At 47.3% G+C, this 14,131-nt stretch carries 12 protein-coding genes; 6 read left to right on the plus strand and 6 right to left on the minus strand.

Translation table 11 applies throughout. The annotated features are described in order from the left end of the window. Positions 1 to 120: 120 nt before the first annotated feature. The 3 genes from ACGHCT_RS16135 to ACGHCT_RS16145 all read left to right on the plus strand — a co-directional run bounded on the left by ACGHCT_RS16135 (position 121) and on the right by ACGHCT_RS16145 (position 3,719). A complete protein-coding gene (locus ACGHCT_RS16135; RefSeq protein ID WP_390436824.1) occupies positions 121 to 711 on the plus strand; it encodes a nitroreductase family protein in 591 nt (196 codons plus the stop codon). A 133-nt stretch (positions 712 to 844) separates the two neighbouring features. Continuing rightward, positions 845 to 1,696, plus strand: a complete 852-nt coding sequence (locus tag ACGHCT_RS16140; RefSeq protein ID WP_390436826.1) for a helix-turn-helix transcriptional regulator — start codon at positions 845 to 847, stop codon at positions 1,694 to 1,696. Continuing rightward, entirely contained in the window at positions 1,689 to 3,719 is a 2,031-nt protein-coding gene (locus ACGHCT_RS16145) for a HelD family protein (RefSeq protein ID WP_390436828.1), read from the plus strand. The genes ACGHCT_RS16140 and ACGHCT_RS16145 overlap by 8 nt, the downstream gene beginning before the upstream one ends. Here the strand turns inward: ACGHCT_RS16145 and ACGHCT_RS16150 are convergent. The 6 genes from ACGHCT_RS16150 to ACGHCT_RS16175 all read right to left on the minus strand — a co-directional run bounded on the left by ACGHCT_RS16150 (position 3,633) and on the right by ACGHCT_RS16175 (position 10,069). Continuing rightward, the gene (locus tag ACGHCT_RS16150) at positions 3,633 to 4,082 is read right to left on the minus strand and encodes a hypothetical protein (protein WP_390436830.1); all 450 of its coding nucleotides are present in this window, start codon (positions 4,080 to 4,082) and stop codon (positions 3,633 to 3,635) included. The genes ACGHCT_RS16145 and ACGHCT_RS16150 overlap by 87 nt on opposite strands. Before the next feature lie 240 nt (positions 4,083 to 4,322). Next, positions 4,323 to 5,600 carry a diaminopimelate decarboxylase gene (locus ACGHCT_RS16155; RefSeq protein WP_072848474.1) on the minus strand — a complete coding sequence of 426 codons (1,278 nt, stop codon included), beginning with the start codon at positions 5,598 to 5,600 and terminating at the stop codon, positions 4,323 to 4,325. A 26-nt stretch (positions 5,601 to 5,626) separates the two neighbouring features. Further along, positions 5,627 to 7,063, minus strand: coding sequence for a pyruvate kinase (gene pyk, locus ACGHCT_RS16160; RefSeq protein ID WP_072848476.1), 1,437 nt, complete (start codon positions 7,061 to 7,063; stop codon positions 5,627 to 5,629). Between the two features lie 16 nt (positions 7,064 to 7,079). Beyond that, entirely contained in the window at positions 7,080 to 7,904 is an 825-nt protein-coding gene (locus ACGHCT_RS16165) for a hypothetical protein (protein ID WP_072848478.1), read from the minus strand. Positions 7,905 to 7,916: 12 nt separating this feature from the next. After that, positions 7,917 to 8,858, minus strand: a complete 942-nt coding sequence (locus tag ACGHCT_RS16170; protein ID WP_072848480.1) for a magnesium transporter CorA family protein — start codon at positions 8,856 to 8,858, stop codon at positions 7,917 to 7,919. Between the two features lie 140 nt (positions 8,859 to 8,998). Next, complete coding sequence (locus ACGHCT_RS16175; RefSeq protein ID WP_390436833.1) at positions 8,999 to 10,069, minus strand: lactonase family protein; 1,071 nt, start codon at positions 10,067 to 10,069, stop codon at positions 8,999 to 9,001. 273 nt (positions 10,070 to 10,342) lie between these two features. Here ACGHCT_RS16175 and ACGHCT_RS16180 point away from each other — a divergent pair, with 273 nt between their 5' ends. From ACGHCT_RS16180 to ACGHCT_RS16190, 3 genes are read left to right on the plus strand one after another with little or no spacing between them, the layout of a single operon-like run. After that, on the plus strand, positions 10,343 to 11,416 hold the full coding sequence (locus tag ACGHCT_RS16180; protein ID WP_072848483.1) for an ABC transporter ATP-binding protein: 1,074 nt from the start codon (positions 10,343 to 10,345) through the stop codon (positions 11,414 to 11,416). Further along, on the plus strand, positions 11,388 to 12,227 hold the full coding sequence (locus ACGHCT_RS16185) for an ABC transporter permease (RefSeq protein WP_341443309.1): 840 nt from the start codon (positions 11,388 to 11,390) through the stop codon (positions 12,225 to 12,227). The genes ACGHCT_RS16180 and ACGHCT_RS16185 overlap by 29 nt, the downstream gene beginning before the upstream one ends. Next, positions 12,227 to 14,107: an extracellular solute-binding protein gene (locus ACGHCT_RS16190; protein ID WP_072848487.1), complete on the plus strand. Its 1,881-nt coding sequence runs from the start codon at positions 12,227 to 12,229 to the stop codon at positions 14,105 to 14,107. Before ACGHCT_RS16185 ends, ACGHCT_RS16190 begins: the two co-directional genes overlap by 1 nt. Positions 14,108 to 14,131 lie beyond the last annotated feature (24 nt).

Below are 14,131 nucleotides of genomic sequence, written 5' to 3' on the forward strand. Positions count from 1 at the left end.
TCGTCAAACTGCCGGGGCGTTATACAGATTAATGTCCGGTATCCTACAGAGCTGGTTCGCAGTAAGGGTAGAAATGTCCGTAGACCCAGTGTCATTACAATATTAGGAGGTTAATACAATATGCTGAGTACCATAGCAGAAAGAAGAAGTATCCGAAAATATAAAAACATTCCCATACCCCGGCCTTTCATCGAAGAGATCCTGCAGGCCGGAATCCTTGCCCCCTCATCCAAAAACAGACAGCCATGGAAATTCACGGTAGTCTCCGGGGATTCTAAGTCTGATATGCTAAAAGCCATGGAGCAGGGACTGGACCGGGAATCCCGAAGCCCTCTTCTTCCCGGCTGCCGGCAGTATCTTGGGGGAGCACGGAATACTCTGGAAATCATGAGACAGGCTCCGGTTACTATTTTTATCACCAACCCTCTCGGGCTTAACCTGTCAGAACCACTGACGGAAGAAGACCGGATTTTTGAGATCTGCAATGCACAGTCTGTGGGAGCTGCCATTGAGAATATGACCCTGGCAGCAGCCGGGCTGGGCCTGGGAAGCTTGTGGATCTGTGATATCTTTTTTGCTTTGGAAGAACTCCAGGCGTGGCTGAATCCCCAGGGCACCCTTTTTGCAGCGCTTTCCCTTGGGTATCCTGAGGAAGCTCCCTCTGCCAGGCCCAGAAAGCCATTCTCAGATGTAGTGGAATGGAGGGTCTGAGATTTCCTTTAAAACAGCAAGAATGATAAAAAAATGTGATTACTTTTCAGGTATAATGCTCTTGCTGGCAGCAGAACAGCCGGAAGACAAACTGCTGTATCAGCCTAATAATGCTTGAAAGGAGGCTGCACATATGCCAAATAACAGTGTGGGCAGTATTTTATCTGTCATTGACTATATTGAGTCGCATCTCGCAGAGGCCCCTGATCTGGATGCTGTCGCAGAGGCGGTTCACTATTCGAAGTATTACCTTCACCGTATGTTTACCGGCACCGTAGGACTTACGATCCACGACTATCTGCAGCGGAGACGGCTTACTGAGGCGGCTAAACTGCTGGTCTTTTCCGACCGCCCAATCCTTGCGATTGCCCTGGATACAGGCTTTGAAAGCCAGCAGTCCTTTACTTCTGTATTTACCGCAATGTACAAGATACCGCCCAGCCGGTACAGGGAAATCGAGGAGTTCTACCCTCTGCAGCTGAGGTTTGAATTGGAGGGATGCTATCAGATGCTGAATCAGAAAAATGATATCTCATGGGAAATTGCCTTTGCTGCAGAAGAAGATATCCCCTGCTGGATGGAATTGGTCCGTCTTGTGATTGACGGATTTCCCCATCTGAAGGAAGAGGAATATCTCACCGTTCTAAAGCACCGCATCCGCACCAGACAGGCCCTGATCATAAAAGATGGAAAAGCGGCAGTTGGAATCCTGCTCTTCTCCTACAGCAGGGGAAGCATTGATTTCCTGGGATGTCATCCCCTGTACAGAAAAAAAGGGATTCCCCGGGCATTTCTGGATAAAGTGATGAACGAGTGTCTAAAAGGCAGAGAAATCACCACTACCACATTCCGCAGGGGAGATCGGGCTGACACAGGGCACCGTAAGACGATAAAAGAATTGGGGTTTGCTGAAGGAGAACTGCTGGAAGAGTTCGGTTATCCCACCCAGCAGTTTATTCTCAGGCAGGAGGCCTCTCATGAGTAGAGAGCACAACGTTCCCTTTCCGGAAGAACAAAAGCACTTGGAGCTGGTTCTCGCAAAATTGAATGAGGCCCTGGAGAAAGCGGAAGAATCGGTGCAGAATCTGGACAGGGATTACAGAAATACCAAAAGATATATGGAAGAAAACCGGGGAGAGCTTGACCCCCACGAAATGTTCCAAAACGAGCTGCTGCTGAAGCAGACAGACCAGACGGGAGCATTTGCCGTTGATATCCGGGACAAACTGGCACGTCTGAAGGATTCTCCCTATTTTGCAAGGATTGATTTTCGATTCGGGGGAGAGGAGGTGCCGGAAGCGTTTTATATCGGGAGGTCTGCTTTCTTCTGTGAAAATCGGCCTCTTATTTTTGACTGGCGCGCGCCCATATCCAGTATGTTTTATGACTGTGAACTGGGGCCTGCGGGGTATGAAGCCCCGGAGGGGTGGATAGAAGGAGAACTGACCAGAAAAAGGCAGTTTAAAATTAAAGACGGCGTCATAGAGTACGCCCTGGAAACCTCCGCCAATGTTCAGGACGATATCCTCCAGAAGGAATTAAGCCATACTTCTGACGAGAAGATGAAGTCTATTATCTCCACCATTCAAAAAGAGCAGAATCAGATTATCCGAAAAGAAAAGGTACAGACTCTTATCATCCAGGGCGTAGCCGGTTCCGGCAAAACCTCCATCGCCCTTCACCGGATAGCCTTTCTCCTCTACCGGTACAAAGACCAGCTGAATGCCAATCATATTGCCATTCTGTCACCCAACAAGGTGTTCGGGGATTATATCTCGAATGTTATTCCTGAACTGGGGGAAGAACCTATCTGTGAACTGAGCCTGTCAGAGATTGCCGGCATTCAGCTGGGACATACCCTTACATTTGAGGAGGACAGAGATCCCCTCGAGGTGCGGGATGCCAGATGGACCCAGCGCATGCGCTTCAAATCCACACTGCAGTTTCTCTCCCTTCTGGAGACTTACAGAGAACAGGTGCCGGAACTGGTATTTCACCCTTCTGACTATTCTGTAGGTTCTTATACCATAGCCGGATCCTGGATCAAAAAACGTTTTTTATCCTATCATAAGCTTTCCGTCAGAGAACGACTTTTGCTGTCTGCAGAGGACATCTGTGACCGTTTAAAAACAGATCTTATCATGGAGGATGAACTTCCCTCTGCAGCGTCCATTCAAAAAGCCCTTGCCGGCATGCTTACCGTGAAAAGCTCTCTGTCACTCTACAAAATGTTTTACCGGACGATAAACGCCCCTGATATGTTTGTGCTCTCTGGGGGAAAAAAACTTGAATGGGCTGATGTCTGTCCCTATCTGTATCTGGCCTCAGTGTTTGACGGGCTGAAGGAAAGCCGTCTTACCAAACACCTAATCGTAGACGAGATGCAGGACTATACTCCTGTTCAGTATGCAGTGATAAATCTTCTCTTCCCTTGCACCAAGACCATTCTGGGAGACTTTGGGCAGGGGCTGAATCCCGCTCATCTGCATACACCGGAAGACATCCGCCGCCTTTATCCGGAAGCTGAATATATTACACTGAATAAAAGCTACCGCTCCACCTATGAGATTATAACCTTTGCCAGACAGTTTCAGGACATCCCCTCCATGGAAGCGGTAAAACGGCACGGCGAGAAGCCGGAAGTTCTCTGCCTGCAAAGTGAGGGGGATGAAATTCAGTATATAAAAAAGGTAATTTGTGATTTTGAGTCAGGAAGCCTGGCATCTCTGGGCATTATACTCAAAACAGGAAAGGAGGCAGAACATCTGTATCACATTCTTTCCCGGAACTGCAGGATACATTTACTTACCCCGGAGAGTTCCTGCTTTAATAATGGGGTTACTGTCACGTCCGTACGGATGGCAAAGGGGCTGGAATTTGACGAAGTCATCATACCCGGAGGCCAAAAGTCACACTGGTCCTCAGCATTTGACAGAAGGCTGCTTTATATAGCCTGCACCAGAGCCATGCACCGCCTGACACTTACATTTATAGAAAAGAAGTCCTAATAAAAACAGCACAGACGCCATAGTCTGTGCTTTACCCTCCGCTGTACTGCACTGCAGAGTATTCTTTTGTACCTCCGTGAAGCCTGTCCCGGATTCTTTTTCTGCATTCTGTTCACCGGAATCACTGTTCCAGCTGTAAACAGCAATTCCACAGATAATCACCAGAACCACTGCACCGATTCCCAGCAATAGTAAGACTTTCCCTTTTATTCGGTCTGTCAGGCCCGCAGGACCTCCCTGCATTGTCAGCTCCGGTACATCAGACGGTTCTTGTTTTTCCTTTTCATACTCGAAATCATAGCCGCATTCCGGGCAGGTTTTCAAACCTGCACAAATCTCCGCTTCACAATCTGGACACTTCATATCATTTCCTCCCTCAATCCTTAAGGCACTGCCAGAAGGCAATGCTAAACCAGTGATCCGCACTATGCTGCCGTATGTAGGACTCCTCCCTTTTATCCTCTTTCCAATGGTTTACTATGCAACCTAATCTATTATACCATTAAATGGCAAATTCTTCCATATTATTTCTTCCTTTCATGCAGGCAGTGATATTATGAACAAAAAAAGGGGGGAGCAAATGCTTCCCCCTGCTATCGTATATTATTTGTCAGATACTAGTTTCTGATAGATGTCAAAACAATCAAAGGTAGCAAAGTAATCCTCTGCAGTCTCTGCCCTGCGTATCATCTGCACGCTTCCGTCCTCTTTTAAAAGCAGTTCCGCAGATTTCAGCTTTCCGTTATAGTTATACCCCATGGAGAATCCATGGGCTCCGGCATCATGGATAAACAGCAGATCCCCTTTGTCGATCCTGGGGAGCATCCGGTCAATGGCGAATTTGTCATTGTTTTCACAGAGGGAACCCGTGACATCGTACATATGGTCACAGGGGGAATCCTCTTTTCCCATCACGGTCAAATGATGGTACGCCCCGTACATAGCCGGACGCATAAGATTTACGGCACAGGCATCGCAGCCAATGTATTCTTTGTGGGTATGCTTCTCATGGATTGCCTTTGTGACCAGGGCGCCGTAAGGGCCCATCATAAAACGTCCCAGCTCTGTATAGAGAGCCACATCTCCCATCCCCGCAGGGACAAGGACTTCCTCATATACCTTGCGGACGCCTTCCCCAATCACACGGATATCATTGGACTCCTGGTCCGGTCGGTAAGGTATTCCGATTCCCCCGGAAAGATTGATAAAACTAATATGGGCACCGGTTTCTCTCTGAAGCTCAACTGCAACCTCAAAAAGCACCTTTGCCAGCATAGGATAATACTCATTCGTCACAGTATTGCTGGCCAGGAAAGCGTGAATCCCGAATTCCTTTGCCCCCTTTGCCTTTAATGTACGGAAAGCCTCAAACAGCTGCTCTGTGGTCATGCCGTATTTGGCGTCCCCCGGGTTGTCCATAATGTCATTGCTGATTTTGAATAAGCCTCCGGGGTTATAGCGGCAGCTGATTGTTTCCGGAATACTCCCTGTTACCTGTTCCAAAAAATCAATATGAGTGATATCATCCAGGTTAATGATAGCCCCTATCTCTCTGGCATACTGATACTCTTCCGCAGGAGTTGCGTTGGAAGAAAACATAATCTCCTCCGGTCTGCAGCCCAGGGCATGAGCCATCATAAGCTCTGTCATAGAAGAGCAGTCACAGCCGCACCCATACTCCCGCAGGATATCAATCAGAAAGGGATTGGGCGTCGCCTTTACTGCAAAATACTCCCGAAACCCCGGGTTCCAGGAAAACGCCTCTTTTACCGCCTGCGCATTCTCCCGAATCCCCTTTTCATCGTAGAGATAAAAAGGGGTAGGGTAAGCTTCATTGATCTCTTTGAGTTTTTCGTATGTAACGAAAGGTTCTTTAGTCATTTTTTCATCTCCTCGTTTTGTTTCTGCTATTTTGCCTCTACCACATGCATCATGTTGGTAATGGCTCCCTCACCGGTTCTGGTGTTGGTTGCAGGATCCCCGGCGGTAAATACAACCAGATCCCCCTTCTTTACCAGACGTTTTCTTTTTACTGTACCCATGGCATGGTTAATGATATGCTCTGTGGTATCCTTTTCGTATCCTTTTAACGGAGTCACGCCCCAGTAGAGCTGCATCTTGTGCTGGGTAGACTCATTCGGCGTCACTGCATAGATAGGTACCTCCGGACGGAAACTGGAGATCAGCCTTGCGGTCTGTCCGGAAATGGTAGGTGTAACGATACAGTCTGCATTAATATTCTTGGCTGTCTGCACCGCTGCGATTCCCACTGCACTGGATACGCTGGTTTCCCGGAACATGCTTCTGTGCAGCATATGGGAACGGTAATCCACATAAGGCTCTGTGGCCTCTGCGATTTCACCCATCATCTTAAGGGCCTCAATGGGATATTTGCCGGCAGCGGTCTCTCCGGACAGCATAATCGCATCGGTTCCGTCGTAGACTGCATTGGCCACATCTGTCACTTCCGCCCTGGTAGGTCTGGGATTGCGGATCATGGAATCCAGCATCTGCGTGGCTGTGATAACCGGGATGTATTTCATGTTGCATTTGCTTATAATCTCTTTTTGTATATGGGGAACTTCCTGCGCTGGTATCTCTACCCCCAGATCTCCTCTGGCCACCATAATGCCGTCGGAGACACTGATAATCTCGTTAATATTTTCCACGCCCTCTGCGTTCTCTATCTTGGCGATGATGGCAATATGCTCTCCGCCGTTATCACGCAGCAGCTTCCGGATTTCCTTGATGGCAGCTGCGTTGCGCACAAAGGATGCAGCGATAAAATCAAACTCCTGCTGGATCCCAAAGAGAATATCCTCTTTGTCTTTCTCCGTGATTGCCGGCAGCTTCACTTTCACATTCGGCACATTCACACCTTTTCTCTCGCCCAGCTCTCCGCCGTTTAAGACTCTGCAGATAATTTTCCCTGCCTTTGCCTTCTCTACTTCAAGTTCAATCAGGCCGTCGTCAATTAAGATTTTATTGCCCGCGTCAACATCTCTTACAAGTCCGGGATACGTAATAGAACATCCTTTTTCATTGCCCGCAATCTCATCGGTATAGAGGGTAAATTCTTCGCCTTCCCGCAGGGTCACTTTTTTACCGTCTTCCAGCAGTCCGGTTCGGATCTCCGGACCTTTGGTATCCAAAAGAAGGGCTACTGGTTTATTCAGCTCTTCCCGGACATTCTTCAGAAGATCAATCCGGGACTGCTGCTCCGCATGGTCTCCGTGGGAAAAGTTGAATCTTGCAACATCCATGCCATTCTTTACTAATGCCCTCATGGTTGTCTTTTTATTCGTGTTCGGCCCCATCGTACAAATAATTTTTGTTTTTCTCATAGATTCCTTTTCTCCTCTACTTTACATGTTCATGTGTAAATAAATGATCCTGACAATACTCATAATTCCCATTGCATTTGGAGCAGAAACGGAACTCCAGGTTGGCTCCGTCCTTTTCAGTCCTGCCGCAGATTGCGCATTTGTGCTTTGTCACCCCGTCCCCGGTGCGGGTGGGATTCACTGCTTTGGCAAACTTTTGCTTTCTGTGGATTTCCTTTGGCGATATCCGGTTTAAATCCCTGGTGGCAAAGAAAAATACAATAAAGTTAAACAAGGATGCGATGATCGCCACCCTTCCCCCCCAGCCGGACTGATAGAAGGAAATAGCCAGGTACGCAATATCCAGGTACGCCATCCATTTGATTTTAATGGGTATTACAAAATAGAGCAGTACCTGCATATCCGGGTAGCTGGCTGCAAAAGCCAGAAAGATTGACAGGTTAATATAGTAGGTGCTGAAGGCACCGCTGTAGTTGCTGCCCCCTGACACAAAAAACAGGATAAAGGAACCGATCACGGTTGCCACAAGTCCTGTGAGAATATACATATTATATCGGAAATCCCCCCAGGTTTTCTCCAGGGCTGACCCTAAAGAATAATAGAAAAACAGCATAATAATAGTAAATATGCTTAGTCCTCCGGGAGGAATTAAAACCCACGTTACCAGACGCCAGACCTGTCCGCGGAGAATTTTACCAGGGTCCAGGGTAAGCATGGTAAGAAGCCATGGCGCCGCCAGTGCAAGCAGATATCCTATCACATAACAGATGATAATATATCTGGTCAGATTTGAAATTGCATATCTTCCATATTTTCGTTCTAATTTATTGAAAAACTTCATAATGCTCCTTACTTAAAATAAATTTTTCTTTGAGAAAATAAAAGCAACCACAAGGCTTAACAGCAGAGACAGTAAAATCACAATCAGAAATCCGTAGGGACTTCCCGCAAAGGGCATCCCCGCACTGTTGACATTCATGCCGTACGCGCTGAAAATCATGGTGGGTATGGACATTACAATGGTTACTGTTGCCAGAAACTTCATCACAATATTCAGATTGTTGGAAATTACAGAGGCAAAAGCGTCCATCATACCGCTTAAAATCCCGCTGTATATATTTGACATCTCAATGGCCTGTTTATTCTCAATAATAACGTCTTCCAGAAGATCTGTGTCTTCCGGATACTGCTTTATGCTTTCCACCTTCAGCAGTTTTTCTAAAACCACCTCGTTGGCCCTCAGAGACGTGGTAAAGTATACAAGGCTCTTTTCCAGCTCCAGAAGCTCTATCAGCTCCTGGTTCCTGGTAGACAGGTGGAGCTTTTCTTCCACCTCCACGCTCTTCTTGTCAATAATACGCAGATAATGCAGATACATACTGGCATTCTTATACAGAATCTGAAGTATAAATCTTGTCTTCATATACGTATAGAAATTCCTGACACGGCCGTCCATAAAACGCTCCAAAATCAGGGTATCCTCCAGGCAGACAGTAAATATCATTTCCTTTGTGACAATAATGCCCAGGGGGATGGTCCCATACCAGTCCTTGTCGTTCCTCTCCTCGATGACCGGGATATCCACCAGAATCAAGGTATATTCATCCTCTACTTCAATACGGGAACGCTCTTCCTCATCCAGAGGCGCCCTGAGATCGTCCACCTCTATCCCGTATTTGTTGGAGATCTCGAACAGCTCAGTCGCCGTTGGATCTGTGAGCGCCACCCAGCAGCCCTCTGTCGCCTCATTTACCTGATGGATATTTCCATCTATTGTCTTAAAAACTCTAATCATGGTTATCTCCTTTCGCTGCCTACAGACAGAGGGCAGCGAAAAATGGCCGCATCCTGCCTATAGAACTTTAGTATTCATTTTTTCAAAAATTCTATCCCACCTAGGACTAGGCCCACCTTCCATGAACAACACTTCCTTTCTTAATTCACAGGGCTTTCTTCTATTTTAGATATGAGGATACAATTCGGCGTCTCTACTTTCAGTGGTTTCCCTTTCATAACTAAAATATTCTTATCATAGTCAATTGTAAACGTCGTAATGGTATTGGATGCATGATTGGCAACTGCAATGTGCTTTCCGTCCGGGAATATCTCCAGATCCTTGGGGTACTCTCCGCTTATGGGCAGCACAAACCTTTTCTCCAGAAGACCGGAAGCGGGATCTACTTCAAACATTCCCACCGTGTCCTCCCCCGCTGTGGAGCAGAACAGATGACTGCCGTCCGGTGACAGGCAGATTCCGGAAGCTGCATCGTGCTTTTCATCATCTGTGGCAGCCAGTACGCTGATTTCCTGGAGGCGTTCAAACTGCGGCAGCTTTCCGCTTCCGTCGTAGGAATACACCTCAATGGTATTAGCCAGCTCGTATATTACATAGGCAAATCTGCCGTCTTTGCTGAACTTGATATTTCTGGGTGCAGACTCTCTTTTACATCTGAGCACATCCACCAGCTCCAGTTTATGGGTTCTGTCATTGATCCGGTAAATTTTAATCTGATCAATTCCATTGTCCACTGCGCAGAGATACTTGTTGTCCGGCGTAGGCCTTACACAGCTTACATGGGGACGGAAGTTTCTCTCAGCCACGCTGCCCAGACCCCTGTGAAACACACCATCCATAACGCTGCCCAGCCTGCCGTCCCTGTGGGTATGTACCACCGTAACTTTTCCGTCATGATAGCCGGAAACAAAAAGATATTTGCCATCCACATCTGTGGACAGATGACAGCCTCTCATGCCGTCGATATCTACCTGATTGATGAAGGTAAGATCACCGTCGGGTGCTATGGAGAATACGGCCACACCCTCATCCGCGATAGAGTACAGATATTTGCCGTTCTTAGATTTTGCTATATGGGAAGAGTTATTGACAGGAATTACTTTCCGTTCCTTCATCGTGCCTTCTTCCACATTCAGATCATACAGATGAATTCCGATACTGCTTCCATGGGTATAGGTTCCTACATATGCCACATATTTCTCTTTATTCATGCAATACCCTCCTAACTTTACACTAATCTTTAAACATTCTACCACAAACTTTTTCTTTGCACAATCTTATTACGTATTTTTAACATCTTCCCTCCCAAGGAGAAAACTGTGTAAAATTTCTTCTTATTATTATGGGAAACATAAAAAATGGTATTGACATACCCGTCTCTTCCTGTATAATTTGTCTAAGAATGGTACTTTAGCCGCCTGGTAAATAAGGAAAAATATCTTATTTGCCAGGCGGTTAAAGCGCCCGTACAAAGGAGACTGGAAATGGATCGTATTTTAATTGATTTGATAGATATAACGAAATCCTATGATGATCAGGTGATTTTAGATAATTTGAATCTCTCCATAAGGGAAAATGAGTTCCTGACACTTCTGGGCCCCAGCGGCTGCGGCAAAACTACCACCCTGCGCATTATGGGCGGCTTTGAGACACCGGATTCGGGGCAGGTGATTTTTGACGGGGAGGATATTACCAGCCTGCCTCCCAACAAACGGAATCTTAACACGGTATTTCAAAAATACGCACTTTTTTCCCACATGACCATTGCGGAAAACATTGCCTTCGGACTTAAAATAGCAAAAAAGACGGATACCTACATCAGGGATAAGATCCATTACGCTTTAAAGCTGGTAAATCTGGAGGGATTCGGCAGCAGATATCCCGATTCTCTCAGCGGCGGCCAGCAGCAGCGGGTGGCCATAGCCAGAGCTATTGTCAATGAGCCTAAGGTTCTGCTCCTGGACGAACCTCTGGGCGCACTGGATCTGAAGCTTCGGCAGGATATGCAGTATGAGCTTATCCGTCTGAAAAACGAACTGGGAATCACCTTTATCTATGTGACACACGATCAGGAAGAGGCCCTTACCATGTCTGACACAATTATTGTTATGAACCAGGGCTACATTCAGCAGATGGGGACTCCCGAAGATATCTATAATGAACCCCAGAATGCGTTTGTGGCTGACTTTATCGGCGAGAGCAATATCCTGGACGGCATCATGCTGGAGGATAAGCTGGTGGAGATACTGGGGGTGAAATTCCCCTGTGTGGACGTGGGCTTTGGCAAAAACAAACCGGTGGATGTGGTCATCCGCCCGGAGGATATTGATCTTGTGGATCCCAGCCAGGGGACCATGCAGGGAATCGTCACCCACCTGATCTTTAAAGGTGTGCACTATGAAATGGAGGTGGAGGCCAACGGCTTCTGCTGGCTGGTGCACAGTACCGACATGTCCCCGGTGGGCCAGCGGGTGGGACTCCATGTAGATCCCTTTGATATACAGATCATGAACAAGCCAGAGTCTGAGGATGAGGAGGCGGTATCCATCGATGAATAGTCATAAAAAATTACTCACAGGGCCGTATCTCATCTGGGCGGCCGCCTTTATCCTCATACCCCTTGCCATGATATTTTATTACGGACTTACCGGGGAGGACGGAGGCTTTACCCTGGGCAATCTCCTGGCCATCGGCACCCGAGAAAACTTTAAGGCCCTGGGGCTCTCTCTGATCCTGTCCATCATCAGCACAGCTGTCTGTCTGATTCTGGCCTATCCCCTGGCCATGATCCTGGTGAATATGAATGTCAGCCAGTCCGGCTTTATTGTCCTGATTTTTATTCTTCCCATGTGGATGAATTTTCTTCTGCGCACAATGGCCTGGCAGACGCTTTTGGAGAAAAACGGGGTGATCAATCAGATACTTGGGTTCCTGCACCTGCCCTCTCTGCAGATTATCAATACACCCTATGCCATTATCCTGGGTATGGTGTACAACTTTCTGCCCTTTATGGTACTGCCCCTGTACAACGCCCTGCTGAAAATCGACAGAGACATCATCAATGCAGCCCGGGATCTGGGCGCGACGGAGGCTTATACCTTTCGGAAGATTATACTCCCTCTGAGCATGCCCGGAGTCATCAGCGGGATTATTATGGTATTCGTGCCGGCTCTGACTACCTTCGTCATCTCCGACCTCCTGGGAGGAAGCAAAATCCTTCTAATCGGAAATGTCATAGAGCAGAAGTTCAAGCAGGGCAGCAACTGGCATGTGGGCAGCGGTCTTTCTTTGGTAATGATGGTATTCATTCTCCTGAGTATGGCAGTGATGAATAAATACGACAAAGACGGGGAAGGAGGAATGTTCTGATGAACCGGAAGAAGACACATTTTATCGGCAGAAAGATTTATCTGGGACTGATTTTATTCCTGCTGTACGCCCCAATCGGAACCTTGATCATCCTCTCCTTTAATGCCTCTAAATCAAGAGCCAAATGGGGGGGATTCACGGGAAAATGGTATATCTCCCTGTTCCAGGACAATGCCATTATGAACGCCCTTTACACGACACTGATTATTGCCTTTGTCTCAGCCATTGCGGCGACTGTCATCGGCACTGCGGCATCCATCGGCATCCATTCCATGAAATCCCGGGCCAGGACCATCTGTATGGGCATCACCAATATTCCCATGCTGAATGCCGATATCGTCACAGGCATCTCCCTGATGCTGCTGTTTATCGCCTGCCGGTTTACCCTGGGATTTAGCACCATTTTGCTGGCGCACATCACCTTTAACATTCCCTATGTTATCTTAAGCGTGATGCCCAAACTCAGGCAGACCAATAAGCGAACCTACGAGGCTGCGCTGGATCTGGGGGCCTCCCCGGTGTATGCCTTTTTTAAAGTGGTGTTTCCGGATATTCTGCCCGGCGTGGTTTCCGGATTTCTTATGGCCTTTACCATGTCCCTGGATGATTTTATTATCACGCATTTTACCAAGGGACCTGGAGTAGACACACTGTCCACAAAAATTTATTCCGAAGTAAGAAAAGGAATACGTCCTGAGATGTATGCCCTGTCCACGCTGTTGTTTGCTACCGTTATCCTTCTGATGATACTTATAAATACCTCACCCAAAGAACCAAAAAGCCGCACAAAGGATCCCTCGGCAAAGCAGAGACGCCTTCCCGTGCGCCAGGTGATTCCGGTGGCACTTATTCTCCTTATCGTGGGCGGCGGAATCTTCTACCGGGTGCAGGGAACCTCTGCCTCCAATGAACAGGTTGTGGTATATAACTGGGGAGAATATCTGGATCCGGAGGCTATCGAACTGTTTGAGAAGGAAACCGGAATTGATGTGGTGTATGAGGAATATGAAACCAATGAGATCATGTACCCCAAGATTCTCTCCCATGCCATCGCCTATGATGTGGTCTGTCCCTCTGATTATATGATTCAGCGCATGATTGAGAACAACCTTCTGGCGGAGATTAATTGGGACAATGTGCCCAACATAAAGAATATTGACCCTACTTATATGGATCAGTCAAAAAGCTTTGACCCGGAAAACAAATACTCAGTCCCCTACTGTTTCGGCACCGTGGGCATCCTCTACAACAAAACAATGGTGGATGAACCCATAGACAGCTGGGATGTGCTGTGGGATGAAGCTTATAAGGACAACATTCTTATGCAGGACAGTGTCCGGGATGCCTTTGCCGTGGCTCTGAAGCGCCGGGGGTATTCTCTGAATTCCACAGAGGTAGGAGAGCTTACCCGGGCCACCAATGATCTGATCGAACAGAAGCCTCTGGTTCAGGCTTATGTCATTGATCAGGTGAGGGATAAAATGATAGGCAATGAGGCTGCCATCGGCGTCATTTATTCCGGAGAGGCAATCTATACGCAGAGAGAAAACCACAATTTGGAATATGTAATCCCCAAGGAAGGCTCAAATGTCTGGATCGATTCCTGGGTAATCCCCAAGAATGCAGAAAACAAGGAGAACGCAGAAGCCTTTATCAACTTCCTCTGCCGCCCGGATATTGCCCTTATGAATTTTGAATTCATCACTTACTCTACCCCGAATCTGGAGGGGCGTAAGCTCATAGAAGATGAAGAGATCAGAAACAGCCGCATCGCGTTTCCCACAGGGGAAGATCTGAAAAACTGTGAGACCTTCCGCTTCCTGGGGGATGATGTGGACAGTTATTATAATGAGCTTTGGAATAAAGTGAAATCCAGCTAACACAGAGAATACCTTAAGGGGAAG

Origin of the sequence: Lactonifactor longoviformis (genome assembly GCF_042848515.1) — a bacterium.
In the GTDB taxonomy this organism is placed as follows: Bacteria; Bacillota; Clostridia; order Lachnospirales; family Lachnospiraceae; genus Lactonifactor; species Lactonifactor longoviformis.